The organism is Kitasatospora sp. NPDC058965 (assembly GCF_042741245.1).
Lineage (GTDB): Bacteria > Actinomycetota > Actinomycetes > Streptomycetales > Streptomycetaceae > Kitasatospora.
This window is the reverse complement of sequence record NZ_JBHYKG010000014.1, coordinates 45,222-62,642: the sequence shown is the minus strand read 5'-3', so window position 1 is coordinate 62,642 and position 17,421 is coordinate 45,222. Positions and strand designations below refer to the sequence as shown.

Here is a 17,421-nt window from a genome sequence, read left to right as displayed (position 1 = left end):
GTCCGGGCCCCTCGCGCGTGCCGTGACGGCGTCAGCCCACGTGCACCCGGGGGCGGCGGGTGCGGTCCGGCTCGGCCTCGCGCAGCACCTCGCGGGTGACCGGGGCCACCTCGCCCTGGCCGAACAGGAAGAACCGCAGGAACTGGGCCAGCGGGTTGCCCTCGGTCCACTCGAAGTACAGGTGCGGCTGGCGGCCGGTCACGTCCCGCACGTGCAGGGCGAGCGCGGCCAGCGCGTTCGGCACGCTGGAGCTCTCCACCACCAGCACCCGGTAGCGGCCGTGCAGCACCTCGCCGCGCACCTGCAGCACGGCCTCGAAGTCGGACGGGTCGGTGACCTTGACCTCGACGAAGACCAGGTCGTCCTCGGTCGGGATGTCGTTGTCGGCCCGGATCTGCCGCTTCTTCTCCCGGTACTCCTCGTCCTCGCGCTTCTTCGGCTCCATGGCGATCAGCCGGATCGTGCGGTGCGAGGCGTCGCGCAGGAACCGCTCGGCGGTCTCGTCCAGCACCACGTCGGTCACCCGCAGCTCGAAGACGCGGGCCACCCGGGAGATCAGCGAGACCAGGATGATGGCGACGATGAAGCAGGCACCGATCTTCAGACCGTCGGAGCGCTCGATCGAGTTGACCACGGTGGTGTAGATGAAGACCACCGAGATCGTCGCGAAGGCCCAGAACCAGCCCTTCTCCTTGGCCTTGCGGGCCGCGATGGTCACCGCGATCGCCGCGGAGCTGATCAGCACCAGCACGCCGGTGGCGTAGGCGCCGCCCTGGGCGTCGACGTTGGCGTCGAAGATCCAGGTGATCAGGAACGAGACCAGGGTGAGCACGATCACCATCGGCCGCACGGCGCGGGCCCAGCTGGGCGCCATGCCGTAGCGCGGCAGGTAACGCGGCATCAGGTTGAGCAGCCCGGCCATCGCCGAGGCGCCGGCGAACCAGAGGATCGCGATGGTGGACAGGTCGTAGACGCTGCCGAAGGCGCCGCCCAGGTACTTGTGCGCCAGGAAGGCCAGCGCACGGCCGTTGGCCTGGCCGCCGGTCTTGAACTCGTCGGCCGGGATGAGCAGCGTGGTGATGAAGCTGGTGGCGATCAGGAAGATGCTCATGATGATCGCCGCGGTGGTGAGCAGCTTGCGGGCGCCGCGGATCCGGCCGACCGGGTTCTCCTCGGTCTCGCCCGGGTCGCCCTTGATGTGCGGCATCACGGCGACGCCGGTCTCGAAGCCGGACATGCCCAGCGCCAGCTTCGGGAAGGTGACCAGCGAGACACCGATCATCACGAAGATGTTGCCGTGCTGGACGGTCAGCGCGTGGGTCCAGTCGGTGATCACCTGGGGCGCGGTGAGCACGTGGTAGAGGCCGACCACGGTGACCACCACGTTGAGCGCCAGGTACAGGCCGACCAGCGCCACCGCCAGGCCGATCGCCTCGCTGAAGCCCTTGAGGAAGACGGCGCCGAGCAGCGCGACCAGCAGCAGCGTGATCAGCACCTGGTGGCCGCCCAGCACCGAGGTCAGGTGCGGGTTCTCCACCAGGTGCGCGCTGGCGTCGGCGGCCGACAGCGTGATGGTGATGATGAAGTCGGTCGCCGCGAAGCCGAGCAGGGCGAGCACGAAGAGCTTGCCCTTCCAGAACGACAGCAGCCGCTCCAGCATCGCGATGGAGCCCTCGCCGTGCGGGCTCTCCTTCGCCACCCGGCGGTAGACCGGCAGCGCGCCGAACAGGGTGACCAGCACCAGGACGATGGTGGCCAGCGGGGAGAGCAGGCCGGCGGCGAGCGCGGCGATGCCGGGCTGGTAGCCCAGGGTGGAGAAGTAGTCCAGACCGGTCAGGCACATCACCCGCCACCAGCGCTGGCCCTCGTGGCCGGGGGACTCGACGTGCGGGCCGGGGTGCTGCTTGGCCCTGTCCGCCAGGCCCTCCAGCAACCAGGCGCGCAGCCGGCTCCGTGCCGGGGGTTCCGTGCCGGATTCGGCCGGAGCTGCTTGGGCGACCACGGTGTGACTCCTGTCGGGATGCTCTGACGTGAAACGGCCGTCAAGAGGACGACCGGGTCAGATTATGCGACCACCATTCGAGGAACGCGCAGGCCGGTCCAGGTGTCAGGACAAGTCCGCCTGCATGGCGGCATCCCAGGTAGGAGGCCCCGGACGGGCCGTCCGGGGGTATTTCCGTCAAGGCCAATCTTGACGAATATTTAGCGTCCCCTGCGCCCGCCCGGCTCAAGATCGGCTCCGCCGCCCTCGGTGCGCCCGGCCGCCGGGCCCCGGGAGGGGCCCGCGGGGGACGGTCGGCTCCCGGCGCTCACGCCCGCCCGGCGTCCGCGTCCGGGCGTCCCTGCTGCTCCGACCAGGTGCCGTCCAGGGCGCGCTCGCGCAGCCAGGCGATCAGCTCCTCGACCCGCTCGTCCGCCGGGTCGACGTCGGTCAGGCCGGCCAGACCGATCAGGATGCAGCGGGCCAGCGAGGCGGCGGCGAGCACGTCGTGCTCGGCGGCCGTCTCGGACCAGCAGTGGTAGGTGGTGGCGAGCAGCACCGTGGCGGTCAGCACCGGGTCGTTCCGCAGCGACTCCTCGCACGCGCCGGCCTCCTGCGCCAACCGGGAGTCCAGGTGCGCGGCGGCCAGCTGCTGCAGTGCCCGCTCGGCGAACTCGGCCAGCACCAGGGCCAGCGGGGCCTCACCGTCGACCGGGCGGGTGAGGGTCACCAGCGCCTGCGCGTCGCGCTTCCAGGACGCCTCCATCGCGGCGACCGCTCGGAGGCACTGATCGGGCGTCATGAGGCGCACAGTACGCCGGTCGACGCCCGGTACGGGCGGGTACGGTCCAGGTGATCCGTTCGACGATCGCCCCGGTGTCCGCACACGCCCCCGCGTACGCCCTGTGCGCCCCCGGCGCGGGCCCGGGCTACGGGCGCAGCGCGTGCCCGCCGAACCCGGCGCCGCCGCAGACCGCCTGCCACCACTGGTCCAGCTCCTGCTGCCCCAGCGCCGACCAGTCCGGTGTCTGCTGCACCTGCGCCAGTCCCAGCCGGTGCCCGAGCTCCCGGGTCTTGCGGCCGACCTCGGACCGCTCCGCGGAGTACCCGGCCAGCGCCGTGGCCAGGTCCGGGGCGGAGCACAGCGCCCGCTCCAGCGCGCTGGCGTCCTGCAGGGCCTTGACGGCGCCGCTGCCGGTGTGCGGGCGGGCGATCGAGGCCGCGTCGCCCAGCAGCACCACCGGGCCGCGGCTGTACCGCTCCACCGCCAGGTCGTACATGGGCTGGACGAACCGGTCCGGCGTGCGGCGCACCACCTCCCCCCAGAACGGCGGCAGGCCCTGGTCCGCGATCTGCAGCAGCTGACGCTCCAGGCTCGGCGTCAGCACCCGCAGCGAGGCCGCCTCGGGGTCGTCGAAGCGCAGCTCGTCCGCCTGCTGCGGGACGGCGTAGAGCACCCAGTTGACCATCTGGCCGCGACCGCCGGGCCCGGGGGTGCGGTAGGCGACCACGTGCCCGCCGGCGAAGCAGACGGTCACCGCCTCGTGCTCCGGGAAGGCCTCGCTCCAGTCGGGCAGGTCCGCCACCGCCAGCGAGCCGCGCCAGGCCAGGTAGCCGCCGTACTCGGCGCGGTCGGCCGGGTCCACCGCGCCCCGCACCACCGAGCGGTAGCCGTCGGCGCCGACCACCAGGTCGAACCGGTGCTCGCCGCCGTCGGCCAGCCGCACCACCGCACCGTCCCCCTCGGCGCGCACCCCGGCCACGGCGGCCTCGGTGCGGTACTCGACCTGCGCGGGGATCCGGTCGCGCAGCTCGCGCCAGAGGCTGCCCCAGTTGTAGGTGCGGAAGCCGAACGGCTGCTGCGCGAACCGGCGGCCGCCGAACCGCTCGCCGTCCCGGTCGATCCAGATCCGGCGCTCGATCCGCACCCAGGGCATCGCCTCGTCCAGGTAGCCGCGCTCGGCCAGTTCGGCGTACCGGTCGGCGTGCAGGGCCAGGCCCACGCCGCGGTCCTGCAGGTCCTGGGCGGCCCGCTCGAAGACCACCACCTCGTCGGCGCCCGCCCGGGTCACCGCCAGCGCTCCCGCGCAGCCCGCGATGCTGCCGCCGACCACTGCCACTCGTCCCAACCGCACGGATGCGTTCCCCTCGATCGCCCTGCCGACCGGTCGAGTATGGACGAACGATGATCAACCGGTCCAGAGTGGCCGACCGGTCACGCCGACCCGTCGTCGGGCCGGGTGAGTCCGTGACGCTCCGCCAGCACCCCGCCCTGGAACCGGCTCTCCGCGCCGAGCGCGAGCAGGGCCTCGGCGATGTGCCGCCGGCAGGTGCGCAGCGACATGCCGAGCCGGCGGGCGATCACCTCGTCCTTGACCCCCTCGGCCAGCATCCCCACCAGGGCCCGGCGCAGGCTGTCCCCCACCTCCCGGTAGGCGGCCTCGGTGCTGCCGCGGAACGGGGTGGCGGTGGCCCAGAGCTGGTCGAACACCCGGCACAGGTAGGCCACGATGTCCGGATCCCGCACCAGCACCGCGCCGTCGCCCGAGCCGTCCTCCTGACGGGCCGGCAGGAATGCCACCGCGCGGTCGAAGACCACCGCGCGGTCCGGGAGTTCGGCCGCGGTGCGGTACTCGGCGCCGGCCCCGGTGAGGGTCTCCACGTAGCCCTGGGTGGCCAGGTTGGCCCGGGCCGAGTGCTGGTAGAGGGTGCGCATCCGCACGCCGCGGCCGAGCATCGCCAGGTCCCGGCTGACCGCCTCGGCCAGCCGGGTCGGCTGCCGGCCGCCGCCGGGTTGGATGGTGAACACCTCCTCGCGGCAGCGGGCCGCCTCCTCGGTGAGCATGGCGGAGACCGTGGGCAGGTCGGGCAGCCGGTCGCCGCCGGCCAGCCGGCCGCGTTCGCGCAGCGAGCTGCGGTAACGGGGCATCAGCGCCTGCAGTTCGTCGCGCACGGTCTGGGCGTGCCGGCTGGCGTCGGCGATCCGGGCCTCCAGCGGGGCCAGTGCCTCGGCCGCGGCCGCCTCGGGGCTGGTCGGGATCAGCAGGTCGGGCCGGCCGGGCGCCGGCCGGAGCAGACGCAGCGTCAGGAGCACGTCGGCGGCCCGCGCCAGCTCGGCACCGGTCGGCTCCCCGAGGCCCGGCAGCGCGACGGGCCGGCCCAGGTCCAGTGCGCCGTGGGCCAGCACGTGGTCGAAGAGTGTGAGTGCCGTCTCATCGAGCATCGGCAACTGCTCGAAGTCTGTCCCGTCTTGCACGTTTCAACCCCTTTTGCGACCCCCGCACTTCACTGCCATGCACGCTATTGCCACTGATCGCCGCTGGACCAACGCCACCCCGACAAGGTGGACTAGGGCTCCGGACGGCGTGTCAGCCACCGGCGTCCGGATTCCGGGCAGGCCCGCACGCCGCCCGTGTTCGTCCGATCCGCATCGAACCCTGGAGACGGCCCGTGGCCACCTTCCTGCGTCGCGGCACCCTGCTGCTGCTCGCTGCCACCGCCCTGCTCGCGCTCCCGACCGCCACCGTCGTCGCGCACCAGCCGCAGCACGCGGTGGTGGCCGACCACGACACCAGCTGGGGCGACCAGTACAAGCCCAAGCCCACCTTCTACTGACCGCCCACTCCCCCACCCCTCAGGAGGAGCAGATGCGCCACGCAGCCCCGGCCGACGAGAACAGCTGGCCCGCGGTCCCGCGCTGACCGCCACGCGAACGACTGCGCCCCGGACCGCGAGCAGCGGGGTCCGGGGCGCCGGTGTATCCGGGCTTCACCCGTGCGGGTAACAGACTGCGGGGAGCGGCACGGGTTCGGCTATCGTCGGAGACACCGAAGGAGGACCGTCGATGACAGCACTCTCCGATCATGCAGAAGTGGCACCGGGCGAGTTCGAGGAGTTCGCGCTGATAGCGGGACGCCTCGCCATGGGCATCCGGTTCGAACTCGTTGACGGCAGGGTGGGGGTCAAGCACGTGGCCGACGGTGACCACGGACGCATCATCCAGTGGCTGCTGCGCATCTGCATCCAGGCACGACCCGAGTTGTTCCTGCACTCGCAGGGACTGCGGATCCAGCCCTACCGCGGCGGCTTCGCCATCCCCGACGGTTCCCTCGCCCCGGCGGACGCCTTCGTCGGGCAGGGCGAATGGGCCGATCCCGACCAGGTCCTGTTGGTCGTCGAGGTCACCTCCTACGACACTGACACGAATCTGCGCGACCGCGTCGACAAGCCCCGCGCGTACGCCGAGACCGGGATCCCCGTCTACCTCCTGATCGACCGTGACAGCGGCGAGGTGAAGGTCCACAGCGAGCCCGACGGCACCCGTTACGGCCGGGTCCTCAGCGTTCCCTTCGGCAAGACCGTCGCCCTGCCCTCCCCGGTGGACATCACGCTGGACACCGAGCCGCTCCAGGCGTGGGTGCGCTGAGCCCGCTCAGAAGACCCGGGCCAGCCGGTCCAGGCCTTCGGCGATCTCCGCCGGGGTGTGGGTGGTGAAGGCCATCCGCAGCGCGCCCGGGTCGGCCGGGCCGGCGAAGAACGGGGCGCCGGGGACGTAGGCCACGTCCTGGGCGACCGCGGCCCGCAGCAGCTCGGACGCGTCGTACCCGGCCGGGAGCCGGACCCAGACGAACATGCCGCCCTCGGGGTTGTTCCACCGGCTCTCCGCCGGCAGCGCGGCGGCCAGGCCGCCCACCAGGGCGTCGCGGCGGGACCGGTAGGCCTCGGTGACCTTCGCCAGGTGGGCGCCCAGGTCGTTGTCGGCCAGGTACCGCGCGGCGGCGGCCTGGTCCACGGTCGCGGTGTGCAGGTCGGCCGCCTGCTTGGCGACCACGCAGGCCCGCAGCAGCCCGGCCGGCGCGCGCAGCCAGCCCAGCCGCATCCCGGGCGCGAGCACCTTGGAGAAGCTGCCCAGCAGCACCGTCCGGTCGGCCGCCTCGGGGTAGCTGGACAGCCAGGGCTGCGGCTCGCCCTCGAACCGCAGCTCGCCGTACGGGTCGTCCTCGACCAGCCACACCCCGTGCTGCGCCGCCACCTCGACCAGCGCCGAGCGGCGCTCGGCCGGCAGCGTGCGGCCGGTGGGGTTCTGGAAGTTGGGGACCAGGTAGAGGAGCTTGGGCCGCTCGGTGCGGACCAGCTCGGCCACCGCCTCCGGGTCCACCCCGTGCTCGTCGCCGGGCACCGGGACCACCCGGGCGCCGGCGAACTTGAAGCACTGCAGCGCGGCCAGGTAGCTGGGGTCCTCCACCAGCACGGTGTCACCCGGCTCCAGCAGCGCGGTGGCGAGCAGGCCCAGCCCCTGCTGCGAGCCGGTGGTGACGACCAGGTCGGCGGCCGCGGTGGGCAGCCCGCGCCCGGTGTACCGGGCGGCGATCGCGGCGCGCAGGTCCGGGTCGCCCTCGGTGACCGAGTACTGCAGCACCTGCGCGGGCCGCTCGGCGAGCACCGCGTCGTACGCCGCCCGCAGGCCGGCCGCGTCGAACAGCTCGGGCGCCGGCAGCCCGCCGGCGAACGAGATCACCTCGGGGCGCGCGGTGAGCGCGAGGATCTCGCGGACCGGCGAGGCGTCGACCTGCACGGCTCGAGCGGCCAGGGGCGGGACGTCGGCACGGGTCATCATGCCGTCAGCGTACGGATCCTGACCACATGCCGGAAGGGCCTCTCAGCATGTGATCAAGCCGTGCGGACCGCGCCGCCGGCCGCGGCCGACCGGACCCGGGCCGCTCAGTAGATCAGGTAGGCCGGCCGGTGCCCCTCGTCCTGGATCTCGCCCACCGCCTGCGCCTTCAGCCGGTGCGAGAGGTCGTCCAGCGCCCGCCAGGCCGCCACCTCCTCGCCGATCCGGGCCAACGGCCGGTCCTCGGTGCTGCGGGTGGCCTCGCCGTGGCCGGTCAGTCGCGGTGCCCGGTCGCCGACCAGTCGGGCGTCACAGAGCGTGTTCACGCCGTCCTCCTCGAAGGACAGCTGGACATCCCATTGGTTCTGCATGGCGCGCCTCCTACTCTCCCCCAGCCTGAACCCGCCCGGGCCCGGGTGCAAGCCTTGCCCTGCGGGCCCGGGCCGGACAGGATTTGACGGACCGTCCGACCGCGAAGGAGTCCGCCGTGCCGATCCTGCCGGAGCCCCCGGAGCTGCCGGAGGTCAGCGACCTCCCGGACGTCACCGACCTGCCCGTGCCGGGCGGGCTCCCCGACATCCCGGACCTGCCGGACGCCCCACGGCTGCCGGAGTTCGAGCACCTCCCCGACGACCCCGACCTCCCCGTGGCCCCACGGCTGCCCGAGTTCGAGCACCTCCCCGACCATCCCGACCTCCCCGACGTCCCACAGCTGCCGGAGTTCGAGCACCTCCCCGACAACCCCGGGCTCCCCGACGCCCCGCAGCTGCCCGAGTTCGAGCACCTCCCCGACGACCCCGGGCTGCCGGACGCCCCACGGCTGCCCGAGTTCGAGCACCTCCCCGACGACCCCGACCTCCCCGACGCCCCGCAGCTGCCGGACGCCCCGGAGCTGCCGCGATGATGCCCGAACTCCGCACCGCCCGCCTGCGGCTGCGCCAGTGGCACGACGCCGACCTGGACCGGCTCGCCGCACTCGACGCCGATCCGGAGGTGATGCGCTACATCGCCGACGGGACCACCCACACCCGGGAGCAGACCGCCGAGTCGCTGCTCCGGATCCGCACCGGCTGGGCCGAGCGCGGCTTCGGCCTGTTCGCCGTCGAGCTGCTCGACAGCGGGCGGTTCGCGGGCTGGGTCGGCCTGAACGTGCCCCGCTTCCTGCCCGAGATCCTGCCCGCGGTGGAGATCGGCTGGCGGCTGCGCCGGGACTGCTGGGGCCACGGCTACGCCACCGAGGGCGCCCGCGCCGTGCTCGACTTCGGCTTCGAAACGGTGGGCCTGGAGCGGATCGTGAGCATCCACCAGCTGCCCAACACCGCCTCGGCCCGGGTCATGGCCAAGCTCGGCATGGTGCCCGAGCGCCGCACCACGGTGCCGGGCGGCCGCCCGGTGCAGGTCACCGAGCTGACCCGGCAGGCCTACCGGGAGCTGCGCGCGGCCGCGCCCTGAGCCCGCAGCGCGGCCCGCTCGCGGACCCTGGCCACGGCCGGTCCGTCCGCGAAGGCCGCGGCCACCTGCAGCAGCCAGGCCGCCTCGGCCGCCACCGTGCCGGGGACCGGTTGGGGTGCCCAGCCGGCCCCCGGGTCGCCGCCCGACCGGGTCCCGGCCCGCCGGGTCTCCAGCGCGGCCGCCAGCAGCGCCGCCTCCACCACCGCACCGAGCGGAGCCGGCCGGCGCACCCGCCGCCGCCCGACCGGCGACTCCCGCACCGCCGCCACCACCCACTGCGGCGCCTCGGCCGGCAGGTGGGCGCGCAGCGCGAGTTGGCCGTCCCGGATCTCGATGATCCGCCGGTAGAGCGCGAACTCCGCGTGCCGCAGCGGCACCCTGCCCCGGACCGGACCGGGTTCGGGTCCGTCGGCCAGCAGCGCGATCCCGGGCACCGCGCTGCGCAGCGCGGACCAGAGCGGCTCCAGCGCCCGGTGCCGGCGCCGGGCCCGGCAGCGCCGCAGCGGGCCGGCCAGCCGCACCGTCCAGCGCGCCCGGCCCCAGACCGTGGCACTGGCCCCGATCACCGTCAGCGCGGCGCAGGCGGCGCCGAGCACGATGGACGGGGTGTCCTCGCCGCCGCCCTGCCGACCGTCGGCCAGGATCCCCGCGATGTCGTCCACCGTCCACAGGCTCCACACCACGCCGAGCGCGGCGGCCGCGCGCATCAGCCGCAGACCGGTGCGCAGCAGCCCCGGTCCGGCCCGCCGGGTCCGCCGGCCGAGCACCGACACCAGCACCCACAGGCAGCCGACCGCATAGCCGGCGAACAGCGTGTCGTACCCGGCCAGCAGCCAGCGCCCGCTGCCGCTCACCACCAACTCGTCGCCCCGGGAGGCGATGTGCGCGGCCCCCAGCAGGAGCGCCATGGTCACCGGCACGGCCGGCGCGGCCACCTGGTGCAGCCGGATCCGCCCGCGCAGCCGCCGCGCTCCCGCCGCCCCCGTGTCCCGGGCCTCCAGCGCCAGTCCGATCAGCACCAGCAGGCTCTCCGCGCCCGTGCGCAACGCGTCGGTGAGCAGGATCTCCGGCTGTTCGCCCAGCCCCAGCGTGGTCAGCCGGGTCAGCGAGGCCGGGGCGAGGGCGGCCAGCGCCGCCCCCATGCAGACCAGGAAGCCCGCCACGTAGCGCTGCACCGCGTCCTGCGGGTGCAGGCGCAGCGCGGCCAGCCGACGGCCGGCGAAGAAGAGGCAGAGCCCGCCGGACAGGTAGGCCGCCAGGTCGCTGCTGCCGAGCTCAACCACGTGGCGACCCGGCCGTGCTCTCCCCGGGAAGGCCGAACACCGAGTCCACCCAGGTGTGCTGACGGTCCGTCGGTGGTCCGGGCACGGCCGCCTGCTGGGCCCGGTGCAGGATCATCGAGGCGAGCAACTCGGCCTCCTGTTCCTGCGGTTCGCTGTACACGGTGCGGCCGAGCACCCGGGCCACCAGCGCGGGCGACAGGTTGGGCAGCAGGGTGCGCGCGGCCGTCGCGGCCGTCGGCGCGCTCTCGTGGTGGCCGCAGATCAGGTGCGCGGCCTCGTGCAGCAGGATGTGCTGCTGGTGCAGGGCGGTGGTGTCCGCCGCGTACACGATGCAGTCGGCGGTGTCCGTGGTCACCAGCAGGCCGCACGGCAGGTGCGGTCGGCCGGTCACCGGCACCAGGTCGATCGGCCGGCCGCGCTGCTCGGCCAGCGCCGCGATGAACCGCGCGGCGTCGAACGGGACGGGCAGTTCGAGGGCGTCGGCCACCTGTCGGCAGCGTTGCCAGAGCCGCCGGTGCTCTCCGCGCCGTGCCAAGCCGATCCGCACCGCAGCCCCTCCCTGCTGACGCCCGCTGCCCGCGTGCCACTGCCCGGGTCCGGGTGCCGCCGCCCCGCGGGGCGCCACCCGCTGCCGCTACTTCGCGCTGCCCTCACGCCGCGCGATCACGTCGATCAGGTCGCTGATCGTGCCCACCCCCTCCGGCGAGAGGTTGACCGCGCGCAGTGCCACGCTGCGCACCCCGGCGTCCCGCAGCGCACCGAGCAGCTCCAGCTCCTGCGCGATGGCGGCGCCCTGCTCGTCGTCGAAGAAGTAGGCCACCGGCACCTGGAAGAACTGGGCCAGTGCCTCCAGGTGCCGCTTGGTCGGGTTGTCGCGCCGGCCGGTGCGCAACTGCCAGAGGTAGGTGGCCGAGAAGGTCTCCCCGGTGGCCTCCCGACAGGCCTTGGCGACTTCCTCGTGGCTGTACTGCTCGCGGTTGGGGCGGCGGACGACCTGGAACAGGCCGTCGATCTTCTCGGCCAGCGTCGTCGTCCCGCACGCCTCGGCGCCGGCCCGGCCGACGGCCTCTGGTTCGGTCATCCCATACCTCCCGCTCCGCACCCGTGCCACTCCAGCACGCGCGGACGCAGCAATCGATGCCGTTCATGCTAGTTCAGCCGGTGACTCGCTGTCAGCGTCGCGGCCCTTGCCAGCAGCGCAGTATCGGAGTTTCATGACCGTTACGGGGTGATCTGCGCCGATTGCCCGACCGGCCGCCACCCCGACCCAGGGAGCGTCGCCATGATCACCGAACAGGCCGTGGAACATGTCGAGTTCACCTGCGGACACTGCTGGCACCGGTGGACCGCGGACTATGACGTCCAGCACTACCGCGACGAGGACGGTGCCGACTGGGAGGCCTTCTCCCACCACGGCGTCCCGTCGGCCTCGCCCTACTCGACGGCCGGGGCCCCGGCCTGCCCGCAGTGCCACCGGCACTGGGTCGGCCACCTGACCGGCCGGCACCTGCTCCCGCTGCCCACGGACGCGACCCGTCCGAGCACCGCCCACCCGGGCGCCTGACCGGGCCGCCGACCCGCGCCGGACCCCGACGCGCTGCGCCAACTCCTCTTCCGCCACCAGCAGTTGAACCTGCTCCGGGCCCGCCTGCGCGGCCCGCCGGGCCCAGGTCGTGGTCTGCCGCGGGGCGGCACCGGTCGGCGGCGACGGTCCGGATCACGCTCACCACCCGCGGGGGCGGTCGGTACCGGGTCGGTCACCCTGAGTCCGGTCCCGCGGTCCTCGCCGACCTGCCGGAACGCCGCGGGGCCTACGGCACCACGGTGACCGGCCAGCGCCCGGCCCGCACCAGCCGGACCGCCAGCGAGCCGACCAACCGGTGCCCGAGCCGCTCGGAGGCGCCCACCAGCACGGCGTCGGCCCGCACCTCGTCCGCCAACCGGGTGATCTCGGTGTAGGGATCTCCGTTCCGGTGCACGAACGTCGCGCTCAGCCCGCGTTCCACCACCGCCCGCTCCAGTGCCGTCCGCAGCTCCTCGGCCACCTCCTCGGTCCCCTCGCGCAGCGCCACCGCCGCCTCCGGGCTGGTGCCGGCCAGCGCGCCGACCGCCGCCACGTAGACCACGATCAGCCGGCTCCCCTGCCGCCGCGCCAGCCCGGCCGCGTACGCCGCGGCACGCATCGAGGTGACCGTGCCGTCCACCCCCACCACGATCGTGCTGGGCCCGTCCGTACCGAGCTCGAACTCCACCGGTGCCGTCATGCGGGCAGTATCCGCCCAACGCCGGCAACCGGGGCGCGCGGCCCGCCCGGGCCCGTTCCGAAAAGACCCGTCGGACGGGCCCGTGGGAAAATGGCCGGGCAGGACACGCACCTCAGAACGGGTGGCGGCCAATGGACGCAGTCGAGCGAGAGCCTGGCAGCGGTGCCCCCGACCGTCGCCCCGCGACGGACGGGGATCCGGCCCGCGTCGACAGCCCGCTGGTGATCCCGATCGCCACCGCGCTGATCCAGGGGGACGGCCGGATCCTGCACTGGAGCCCGGACGCCGAGGCGCTGCTCGGGTACACCGCCGCCGAGGCGGTCGGCGCCCCCGCCGCCCAACTGCTGGCCACGGAGGACCAGCGCCCCGAGGTGCTGGCCCTCTTCGAGCAGATCCTCTCGGGCCACCACTGGGCCGGCGTCTTCCCGGTGCTCCACCGCGAGGGCCACTTCGTGAACCTGGAGTTCCGCACCCACCCGGTGGCCGGCCCCGGCGGCGTGCCGCTGGTGCTCGCGGTGGCCTCCGACGTCACGGTGCTGCGCCGGATCCAGGCCGACCTCGCGGTGCTCGACGGCTTCTTCACCCAGTCGCCGGTGGGCATGGCGGTGTACGACGACGACCTGCGCTTCGTGCGGCTCAACGAGGCCCTGGCCCGGGTCAACGGCGTCTCGGTGGCCGAGCACCTGGGCCGGCGGATCTCCGACATCCTGCCCGGGATCAACGGCAGCGAGATCGAGGCGGTGATGCGGCACGTGCTGGCCACCGGCGAGCCGGTGCTGGACGCCCGCTCGCACGGCCGCACCCCGGGCGACCCGGGCCACGACCACGCCTGGTCCGCCTCCTACTTCCGGCTGGAGGACCCGCCGGGCGAGGTGCACGGGGTCAGCTCGACCATCGTGGACGTCACCGACCGGTTCCGCGCCGAGTCCGCCGCCGCCCGCGCCCAGGAGCGGCTGTCCCTGCTGGTGGACGCCACCGCCTCGATCGGCACCACGCTGGACCTGCACACCACCGCCCGCGAGCTGGCCGACGCGATGGTCCCCCGGGTCGCCGACCTGAGCGGCGTCTTCGCGCTGGACCGCCTGGTCAGCGGCGTCCCCGACGACGGCCGGATGCGGGTGCGCCGACTCGCCCTGGCCGCCTCCGACCCGAGCTACCCGGTCGGCGTGCTGCCGGTGGACGCGGTCTACGAGATCCAGCCCGACTCCCCCTACGCGCGCGCCATGACCAGCGGCCGCACCGTGGTCGTCCCGTCCTGGCAACTGCCGCCGCTGACCACCGGACTGGACATGGTGTCGCTGCGCGAGTACCTGGGCCGGCGCTCCCGCTCGGTGCGGATCACCCCGTTGGTGGCCCGCGGCGCGGTGCTCGGCATGGTGGTCTACTCGCGCCGCGGCGAGCGGGAGTCCTTCGCCGAGGCCGACATCACGCTGGGCGACGAGCTGGCCTCGCGGGCCGCGGTCGCCATCGACAACGCCCGGCTGTACACCCTGGAGCGGGCCGCCGCCGAGGACCGGCGCAAGGCGCTGGACGAGGCGCACGCGGCGACCGGGCGGCTGGCCCTGCTCAACGAGGCCGGCGGGCGGATCGGCACCACGCTCGACCTGCCGCGCACCGCCGAGGAGTTGGTGGAGGTGGTGATACCCCGGTTCGCCGACTTCGTCACCGTGGACCTGCTGGAGGCGGTGCTGACCGGCGAGGGCACGCCGGTGGTGCCGGCCTTCGGCCCGGCGATGCTGCGGGCGGTGGCGGTCGGCGAGATCGACGCCAACGGGGTGCGCGCCCCCGGCGGCCAACTCACCGGCGCCGCCGACCCGGTGGGCGGGGTGTCGGAGTCCGCGGCGCTCTACGCGCAGAGCCTGCGCAGCGGCCGGTCGATCCTGGTGGCCGAGGTGGACGAGGAGAACCTGGCCACCATCGTGGCCTCCCCGGACCGGATCCAGCCCGCGCTGGAGTCCGGCATCCACTCGTACCTGATGGTCCCGCTGGTGGCCCGCGGCCGGGTGCTGGGCGGCGCCGAGTTCATGCGGATGCGCAACCCCGAGGCGTTCAACGCCGCCGACGTGGCGCTCGGCGAGGAGTTGGCCGCGCGGGCCGCGGTCTGCATGGACAACGCCCGGCTCTACCGCCGCGAGCGGGACACCGCGCTGACCCTGCAGCGCAGCCTGCTGCCGCAGCACGTGCACCACCCGCCCGGGTTGGAGATCGCCTACCGCTACCTGCCGGCCAGCCTGCTCAGCGAGGTGGGCGGGGACTGGTTCGACGTGGTGCCGCTGCCCTGCGGCCGGGTCGCGCTGGTGGTCGGCGACGTCACCGGCCACGGCCTGCGGGCCGCCGCCATGATGGGCCAACTGCGGACCGTGGCACGGACGCTGATCACCCTGGACATGGATCCGGCCCGGGTGCTGCGCCGGTTGGACGAGGCCGCCACGATGGCCGCCGAAGGCGCCGCCGAGGGCCAGTACGCCACCTGCGTCGTGCTGGTGCTGGACCCGGTGGACCTGCTCTGCACCGCCGCCTGCGCCGGGCACGTGCCGCCGTTGGTCACCGCGCCCGACGGCACCCTGACCGTGCTCGACCTGCCGCCGGGCGCACCGCTCGGCGTGGGCGGCGTGCCCTTCGAGTCGGTGGAGTTCCGGCTGCCGCCGGAGGGCCTGGTGGTGCTCTGCACGGACGGCCTGGTGGAGCGGCGCGACCGGGACCTGGACGACGGGCTGGAGACGCTGCGCGCCACCGTGGCCGAGCAGCGCGGCGACCTGGAGCACTCCTGCGACGCGGTGCTGGCCTCGCTGGTCACCGGCACCCGGGAGGACGACATCGCGGTGATCATGGCCCGGGCCCGGCGGATCGGGCCGGACCGGATCGCCACCCTGGCGCTGACCGGCGACCGCGCGCTGGTCGGCCGCGCCCGCCGGTTCGTCCGGCACACCCTGGACGGCTGGGGGCTGGCCACCCTGGTGGACCAGGCGGAGCTGCTCACCAGCGAGCTGGTCACCAACGCCCTGGTGCACGCCGGCGCCCCCACCCAGCTGCGGCTGTTCCGCAACCAGGCGCTCACCGTGGAGGTCTCGGACGTCGACGGCCACGCGCCCCGGCTGCGCCGGGCCCTGGAGGACGACGAGGGCGGGCGCGGCATGCACCTGGTCAACGAGATGGCCCACCGCTGGGGCAGCCGCGCCACCCCGCGCGGCAAGCTGGTCTGGTTCGAACTGGAGCTGCCGCTCGGGTCGGCGGACTGAACCCGGCCCGACGGTGCGTCACCAGCCCTGCGGCGAACCGGTCAGCCGCTCGCGCAGCTCGCGCTTGAGCAGCTTGCCCGAGGCGTTCTTCGGCAGCTCGGTGGCGAAGTGCACCGCCTTCGGCGTCTTGTGCGCGGGCAGCCGCTCCCGGGCCCAGCCGATCAGCTCCGCCGCCGCCACCGGCGCGCGGGTCACCACCACCGCGGTCACCGCCTCGATCCAGTGCGGGTCGGGCAGTCCGATCACCGCGGCCTCGGCCACCGCCGGGTGCCCGTACAGCACGTCCTCCACCTCGCGCGAGGCGACCAGCACCCCGCCCGTGTTGATCACGTCCTTCAGCCGGTCGACCACGTACACGTAGCCCTCGGCGTCGCGCCGGACCAGGTCGCCGGAGTGGAACCACTCCCCGTCGAAGGCAGCCGCCGTCTCCTCCGGCTTGTCCCAGTACCCGGTGCAAAGCTGCGGCGAGCGGTAGAGGATCTCGCCCACCTCGCCGGGCGCCACCTCCGCCCCGTCCTGGTCCACCACCCTGGCCTCGACGAACAGCACGGTGCGCCCGGCCGAGGTGGGGCGCTCGGCGTGCTCGTCCGGTCGCAGCACCGTGGTGAGCGGACCGATCTCGGACTGCCCGAACGCGTTGTAGAACCCGGTCGCGGGCAGCGCCGCCCGCAACCGCTCCAGCACCGGCCCGGGCATGATCGAGGCGCCGTAGTACGCCTTGGTCAGCGCGCCGAGGTCGGCGCGGCGGAACTCGGGGTGCGCCTCGATCGCCGTCCACACGGTGGGCGGCGCGAAGAAGCTGGTCAGCCGCCCCGCCGCGAGCCGGGCCAGCAGGTCGCCCGGCTCCGGCACCTGCACCAGGTGGTTCTCCGCGCCGAGCAGCAGGTAGGGCAGCAGGAAGACGTGCAGCTGGCCCGAGTGGTAGAGCGGCAGCGCGTGCAGCGGCCGGTCCCGCTCGGTCAGGTCGAGCGCGACGATCGCCGACAGGTACTCGTGCAGCAGCGCCCGGTGGGTCATCATCGCCCCCTTGGGCGCGGCGGTGGTGCCCGAGGTGTAGAGCAGCTGGACCAGATCCGTGTCACGGACCGTCACCGACAGCTCGGGCACCGGCCCGTGGTCCGCGTCCGCCAGCAGCTCGGCGAAGTCGGCCGCCGGCAGCGGGGCCGCGGCGGCGGCCGACTCGGCGTACTCGGCGTCGTGCACCAGCAGCGCGCTGCCGGACTGCTCGGTGAAGTAGCGCAGTTCGGCGGCGGTGGCGTTGTGGTTGACCGGCACGTGGACCAGCCCGGCCCGGCCGCAGGCCAGGAAGAGCAGCAGGTAGGCGTCCGAGTTGCGGCCCAGCGCGGCCACCCGGTCGCCCGGGCGCAGGCCGCGCTCCAGCAGGCGGCCGGCCAGCCGGGTGGTGGCCTCGTCGAGCGCGCGGTAGCTCCAGGCGCGGTCGGCGAAGTGCAGCGCGGTCCGGTCGGGGGTGCGGGCGGCGCTGCGCCGGAGCGCGTCGGGGATGGTGCTGGCGTGGTGGAGGTCCATGGGGTGCGTATATCCCCTGGGCCGAACGGTTATGTTGCGATCTTGCCAAGACTCCCGCGGC

17 protein-coding genes are annotated in these 17,421 nt (G+C 74.2%); 6 read left to right on the top strand and 11 right to left on the bottom strand.

What is annotated here, in order from left to right:
- Window positions 1-31 precede the first annotated feature (31 nt).
- From ACFW1A_RS04590 to ACFW1A_RS04575, 4 genes are all read right to left on the bottom strand, one after another.
- Entirely contained in the window at window positions 32-2,002 is a 1,971-nt protein-coding gene (locus ACFW1A_RS04590; protein WP_380404048.1) for an amino acid transporter, read from the bottom strand.
- Window positions 2,003-2,309: 307 nt separating this feature from the next.
- On the bottom strand, window positions 2,310-2,783 hold the full coding sequence (locus ACFW1A_RS04585; RefSeq protein ID WP_380404045.1) for a hypothetical protein: 474 nt from the start codon (window positions 2,781-2,783) through the stop codon (window positions 2,310-2,312).
- Window positions 2,784-2,910: 127 nt separating this feature from the next.
- Window positions 2,911-4,116, bottom strand: a complete 1,206-nt coding sequence (locus ACFW1A_RS04580; protein ID WP_380404042.1) for an FAD-dependent monooxygenase — start codon at window positions 4,114-4,116, stop codon at window positions 2,911-2,913.
- 80 nt (window positions 4,117-4,196) lie between these two features.
- Window positions 4,197-5,204 carry a DUF6879 family protein gene (locus tag ACFW1A_RS04575; RefSeq protein ID WP_380404040.1) on the bottom strand — a complete coding sequence of 336 codons (1,008 nt, stop codon included), beginning with the start codon at window positions 5,202-5,204 and terminating at the stop codon, window positions 4,197-4,199.
- A gap of 227 nt (window positions 5,205-5,431) precedes the next feature.
- Here ACFW1A_RS04575 and ACFW1A_RS04570 point away from each other — a divergent pair, with 227 nt between their 5' ends.
- Together ACFW1A_RS04570 and ACFW1A_RS04565 are read left to right on the top strand one after the other, a co-directional pair.
- On the top strand, window positions 5,432-5,596 hold the full coding sequence (locus ACFW1A_RS04570; protein ID WP_380404037.1) for a hypothetical protein: 165 nt from the start codon (window positions 5,432-5,434) through the stop codon (window positions 5,594-5,596).
- A 229-nt stretch (window positions 5,597-5,825) separates the two neighbouring features.
- A complete protein-coding gene (locus tag ACFW1A_RS04565) occupies window positions 5,826-6,407 on the top strand; it encodes a Uma2 family endonuclease (RefSeq protein WP_380404034.1) in 582 nt (193 codons plus the stop codon).
- Between the two features lie 6 nt (window positions 6,408-6,413).
- Here the strand turns inward: ACFW1A_RS04565 and ACFW1A_RS04560 are convergent, their stop codons facing one another.
- Window positions 6,414-7,598 (bottom strand): PLP-dependent aminotransferase family protein, encoded by a 1,185-nt coding sequence (locus tag ACFW1A_RS04560; protein WP_380404031.1) that lies wholly within the window; start codon window positions 7,596-7,598, stop codon window positions 6,414-6,416.
- Between the two features lie 104 nt (window positions 7,599-7,702).
- The gene (locus ACFW1A_RS04555; RefSeq protein ID WP_380404028.1) at window positions 7,703-7,966 is read right to left on the bottom strand and encodes a dsRBD fold-containing protein; all 264 of its coding nucleotides are present in this window, start codon (window positions 7,964-7,966) and stop codon (window positions 7,703-7,705) included.
- Window positions 7,967-8,082: 116 nt separating this feature from the next.
- Between ACFW1A_RS04555 and ACFW1A_RS04550 the strand changes: the two genes are divergently transcribed.
- Both ACFW1A_RS04550 and ACFW1A_RS04545 read left to right on the top strand, forming a co-directional pair.
- Complete coding sequence (locus ACFW1A_RS04550; protein WP_380404025.1) at window positions 8,083-8,499, top strand: hypothetical protein; 417 nt, start codon at window positions 8,083-8,085, stop codon at window positions 8,497-8,499.
- Window positions 8,499-9,047, top strand: a complete 549-nt coding sequence (locus ACFW1A_RS04545) for a GNAT family N-acetyltransferase (RefSeq protein ID WP_380404051.1) — start codon at window positions 8,499-8,501, stop codon at window positions 9,045-9,047. The genes ACFW1A_RS04550 and ACFW1A_RS04545 overlap by 1 nt, the downstream gene beginning before the upstream one ends.
- On the opposite strand, the gene ACFW1A_RS04540 is transcribed toward ACFW1A_RS04545, so the two are convergent.
- From ACFW1A_RS04540 to ACFW1A_RS04530, 3 genes are all read right to left on the bottom strand, one after another.
- Entirely contained in the window at window positions 9,017-10,330 is a 1,314-nt protein-coding gene (locus tag ACFW1A_RS04540; RefSeq protein ID WP_380404022.1) for an MAB_1171c family putative transporter, read from the bottom strand. The genes ACFW1A_RS04545 and ACFW1A_RS04540 overlap by 31 nt on opposite strands.
- A complete protein-coding gene (locus ACFW1A_RS04535; protein ID WP_380404019.1) occupies window positions 10,323-10,817 on the bottom strand; it encodes a ParH-like protein in 495 nt (164 codons plus the stop codon). Before ACFW1A_RS04535 ends, ACFW1A_RS04540 begins: the two co-directional genes overlap by 8 nt.
- Before the next feature lie 147 nt (window positions 10,818-10,964).
- Window positions 10,965-11,411, bottom strand: a complete 447-nt coding sequence (locus ACFW1A_RS04530; protein ID WP_380404016.1) for an XRE family transcriptional regulator — start codon at window positions 11,409-11,411, stop codon at window positions 10,965-10,967.
- A gap of 201 nt (window positions 11,412-11,612) precedes the next feature.
- Here ACFW1A_RS04530 and ACFW1A_RS04525 point away from each other — a divergent pair, with 201 nt between their 5' ends.
- The gene (locus ACFW1A_RS04525) at window positions 11,613-11,894 is read left to right on the top strand and encodes a hypothetical protein (protein ID WP_380404013.1); all 282 of its coding nucleotides are present in this window, start codon (window positions 11,613-11,615) and stop codon (window positions 11,892-11,894) included.
- Between the two features lie 247 nt (window positions 11,895-12,141).
- Here ACFW1A_RS04525 and ACFW1A_RS04520 read toward each other — a convergent pair whose 3' ends face one another.
- Window positions 12,142-12,594, bottom strand: coding sequence for a universal stress protein (locus ACFW1A_RS04520; protein WP_380404011.1), 453 nt, complete (start codon window positions 12,592-12,594; stop codon window positions 12,142-12,144).
- Window positions 12,595-12,815: 221 nt separating this feature from the next.
- On the opposite strand from ACFW1A_RS04520, the gene ACFW1A_RS04515 reads away from it, so the two are divergent.
- On the top strand, window positions 12,816-15,833 hold the full coding sequence (locus ACFW1A_RS04515) for a SpoIIE family protein phosphatase (RefSeq protein ID WP_380404008.1): 3,018 nt from the start codon (window positions 12,816-12,818) through the stop codon (window positions 15,831-15,833).
- A gap of 18 nt (window positions 15,834-15,851) precedes the next feature.
- Here the strand turns inward: ACFW1A_RS04515 and ACFW1A_RS04510 are convergent, their stop codons facing one another.
- Window positions 15,852-17,360, bottom strand: coding sequence for a fatty acyl-CoA synthetase (locus ACFW1A_RS04510; protein WP_380404005.1), 1,509 nt, complete (start codon window positions 17,358-17,360; stop codon window positions 15,852-15,854).
- Between the last annotated feature and the right edge of the window lie 61 nt (window positions 17,361-17,421).

Excerpts from the sequence above, each read along its gene's own strand:
- ACFW1A_RS04585 (WP_380404045.1), bottom strand. The coding sequence starts at position 2,783 with ATGACGCCCGATCAGTGCCTCCGAGCGGTCGCCGCGATGGAGGCGTCC.
- ACFW1A_RS04575 (WP_380404040.1), bottom strand. The coding sequence starts at position 5,204 with ATGCTCGATGAGACGGCACTCACACTCTTCGACCACGTGCTGGCCCAC.
- ACFW1A_RS04565 (WP_380404034.1), top strand. The coding sequence starts at position 5,826 with ATGACAGCACTCTCCGATCATGCAGAAGTGGCACCGGGCGAGTTCGAG.
- ACFW1A_RS04560 (WP_380404031.1), bottom strand. The coding sequence starts at position 7,598 with ATGATGACCCGTGCCGACGTCCCGCCCCTGGCCGCTCGAGCCGTGCAG.
- ACFW1A_RS04555 (WP_380404028.1), bottom strand. The coding sequence starts at position 7,966 with ATGCAGAACCAATGGGATGTCCAGCTGTCCTTCGAGGAGGACGGCGTG.
- ACFW1A_RS04545 (WP_380404051.1), top strand. The coding sequence starts at position 8,499 with ATGCCCGAACTCCGCACCGCCCGCCTGCGGCTGCGCCAGTGGCACGAC.
- ACFW1A_RS04530 (WP_380404016.1), bottom strand. The coding sequence starts at position 11,411 with ATGACCGAACCAGAGGCCGTCGGCCGGGCCGGCGCCGAGGCGTGCGGG.
- ACFW1A_RS04525 (WP_380404013.1), top strand. The coding sequence starts at position 11,613 with ATGATCACCGAACAGGCCGTGGAACATGTCGAGTTCACCTGCGGACAC.
- ACFW1A_RS04520 (WP_380404011.1), bottom strand. The coding sequence starts at position 12,594 with ATGACGGCACCGGTGGAGTTCGAGCTCGGTACGGACGGGCCCAGCACG.
- ACFW1A_RS04510 (WP_380404005.1), bottom strand. The coding sequence starts at position 17,360 with ATGGACCTCCACCACGCCAGCACCATCCCCGACGCGCTCCGGCGCAGC.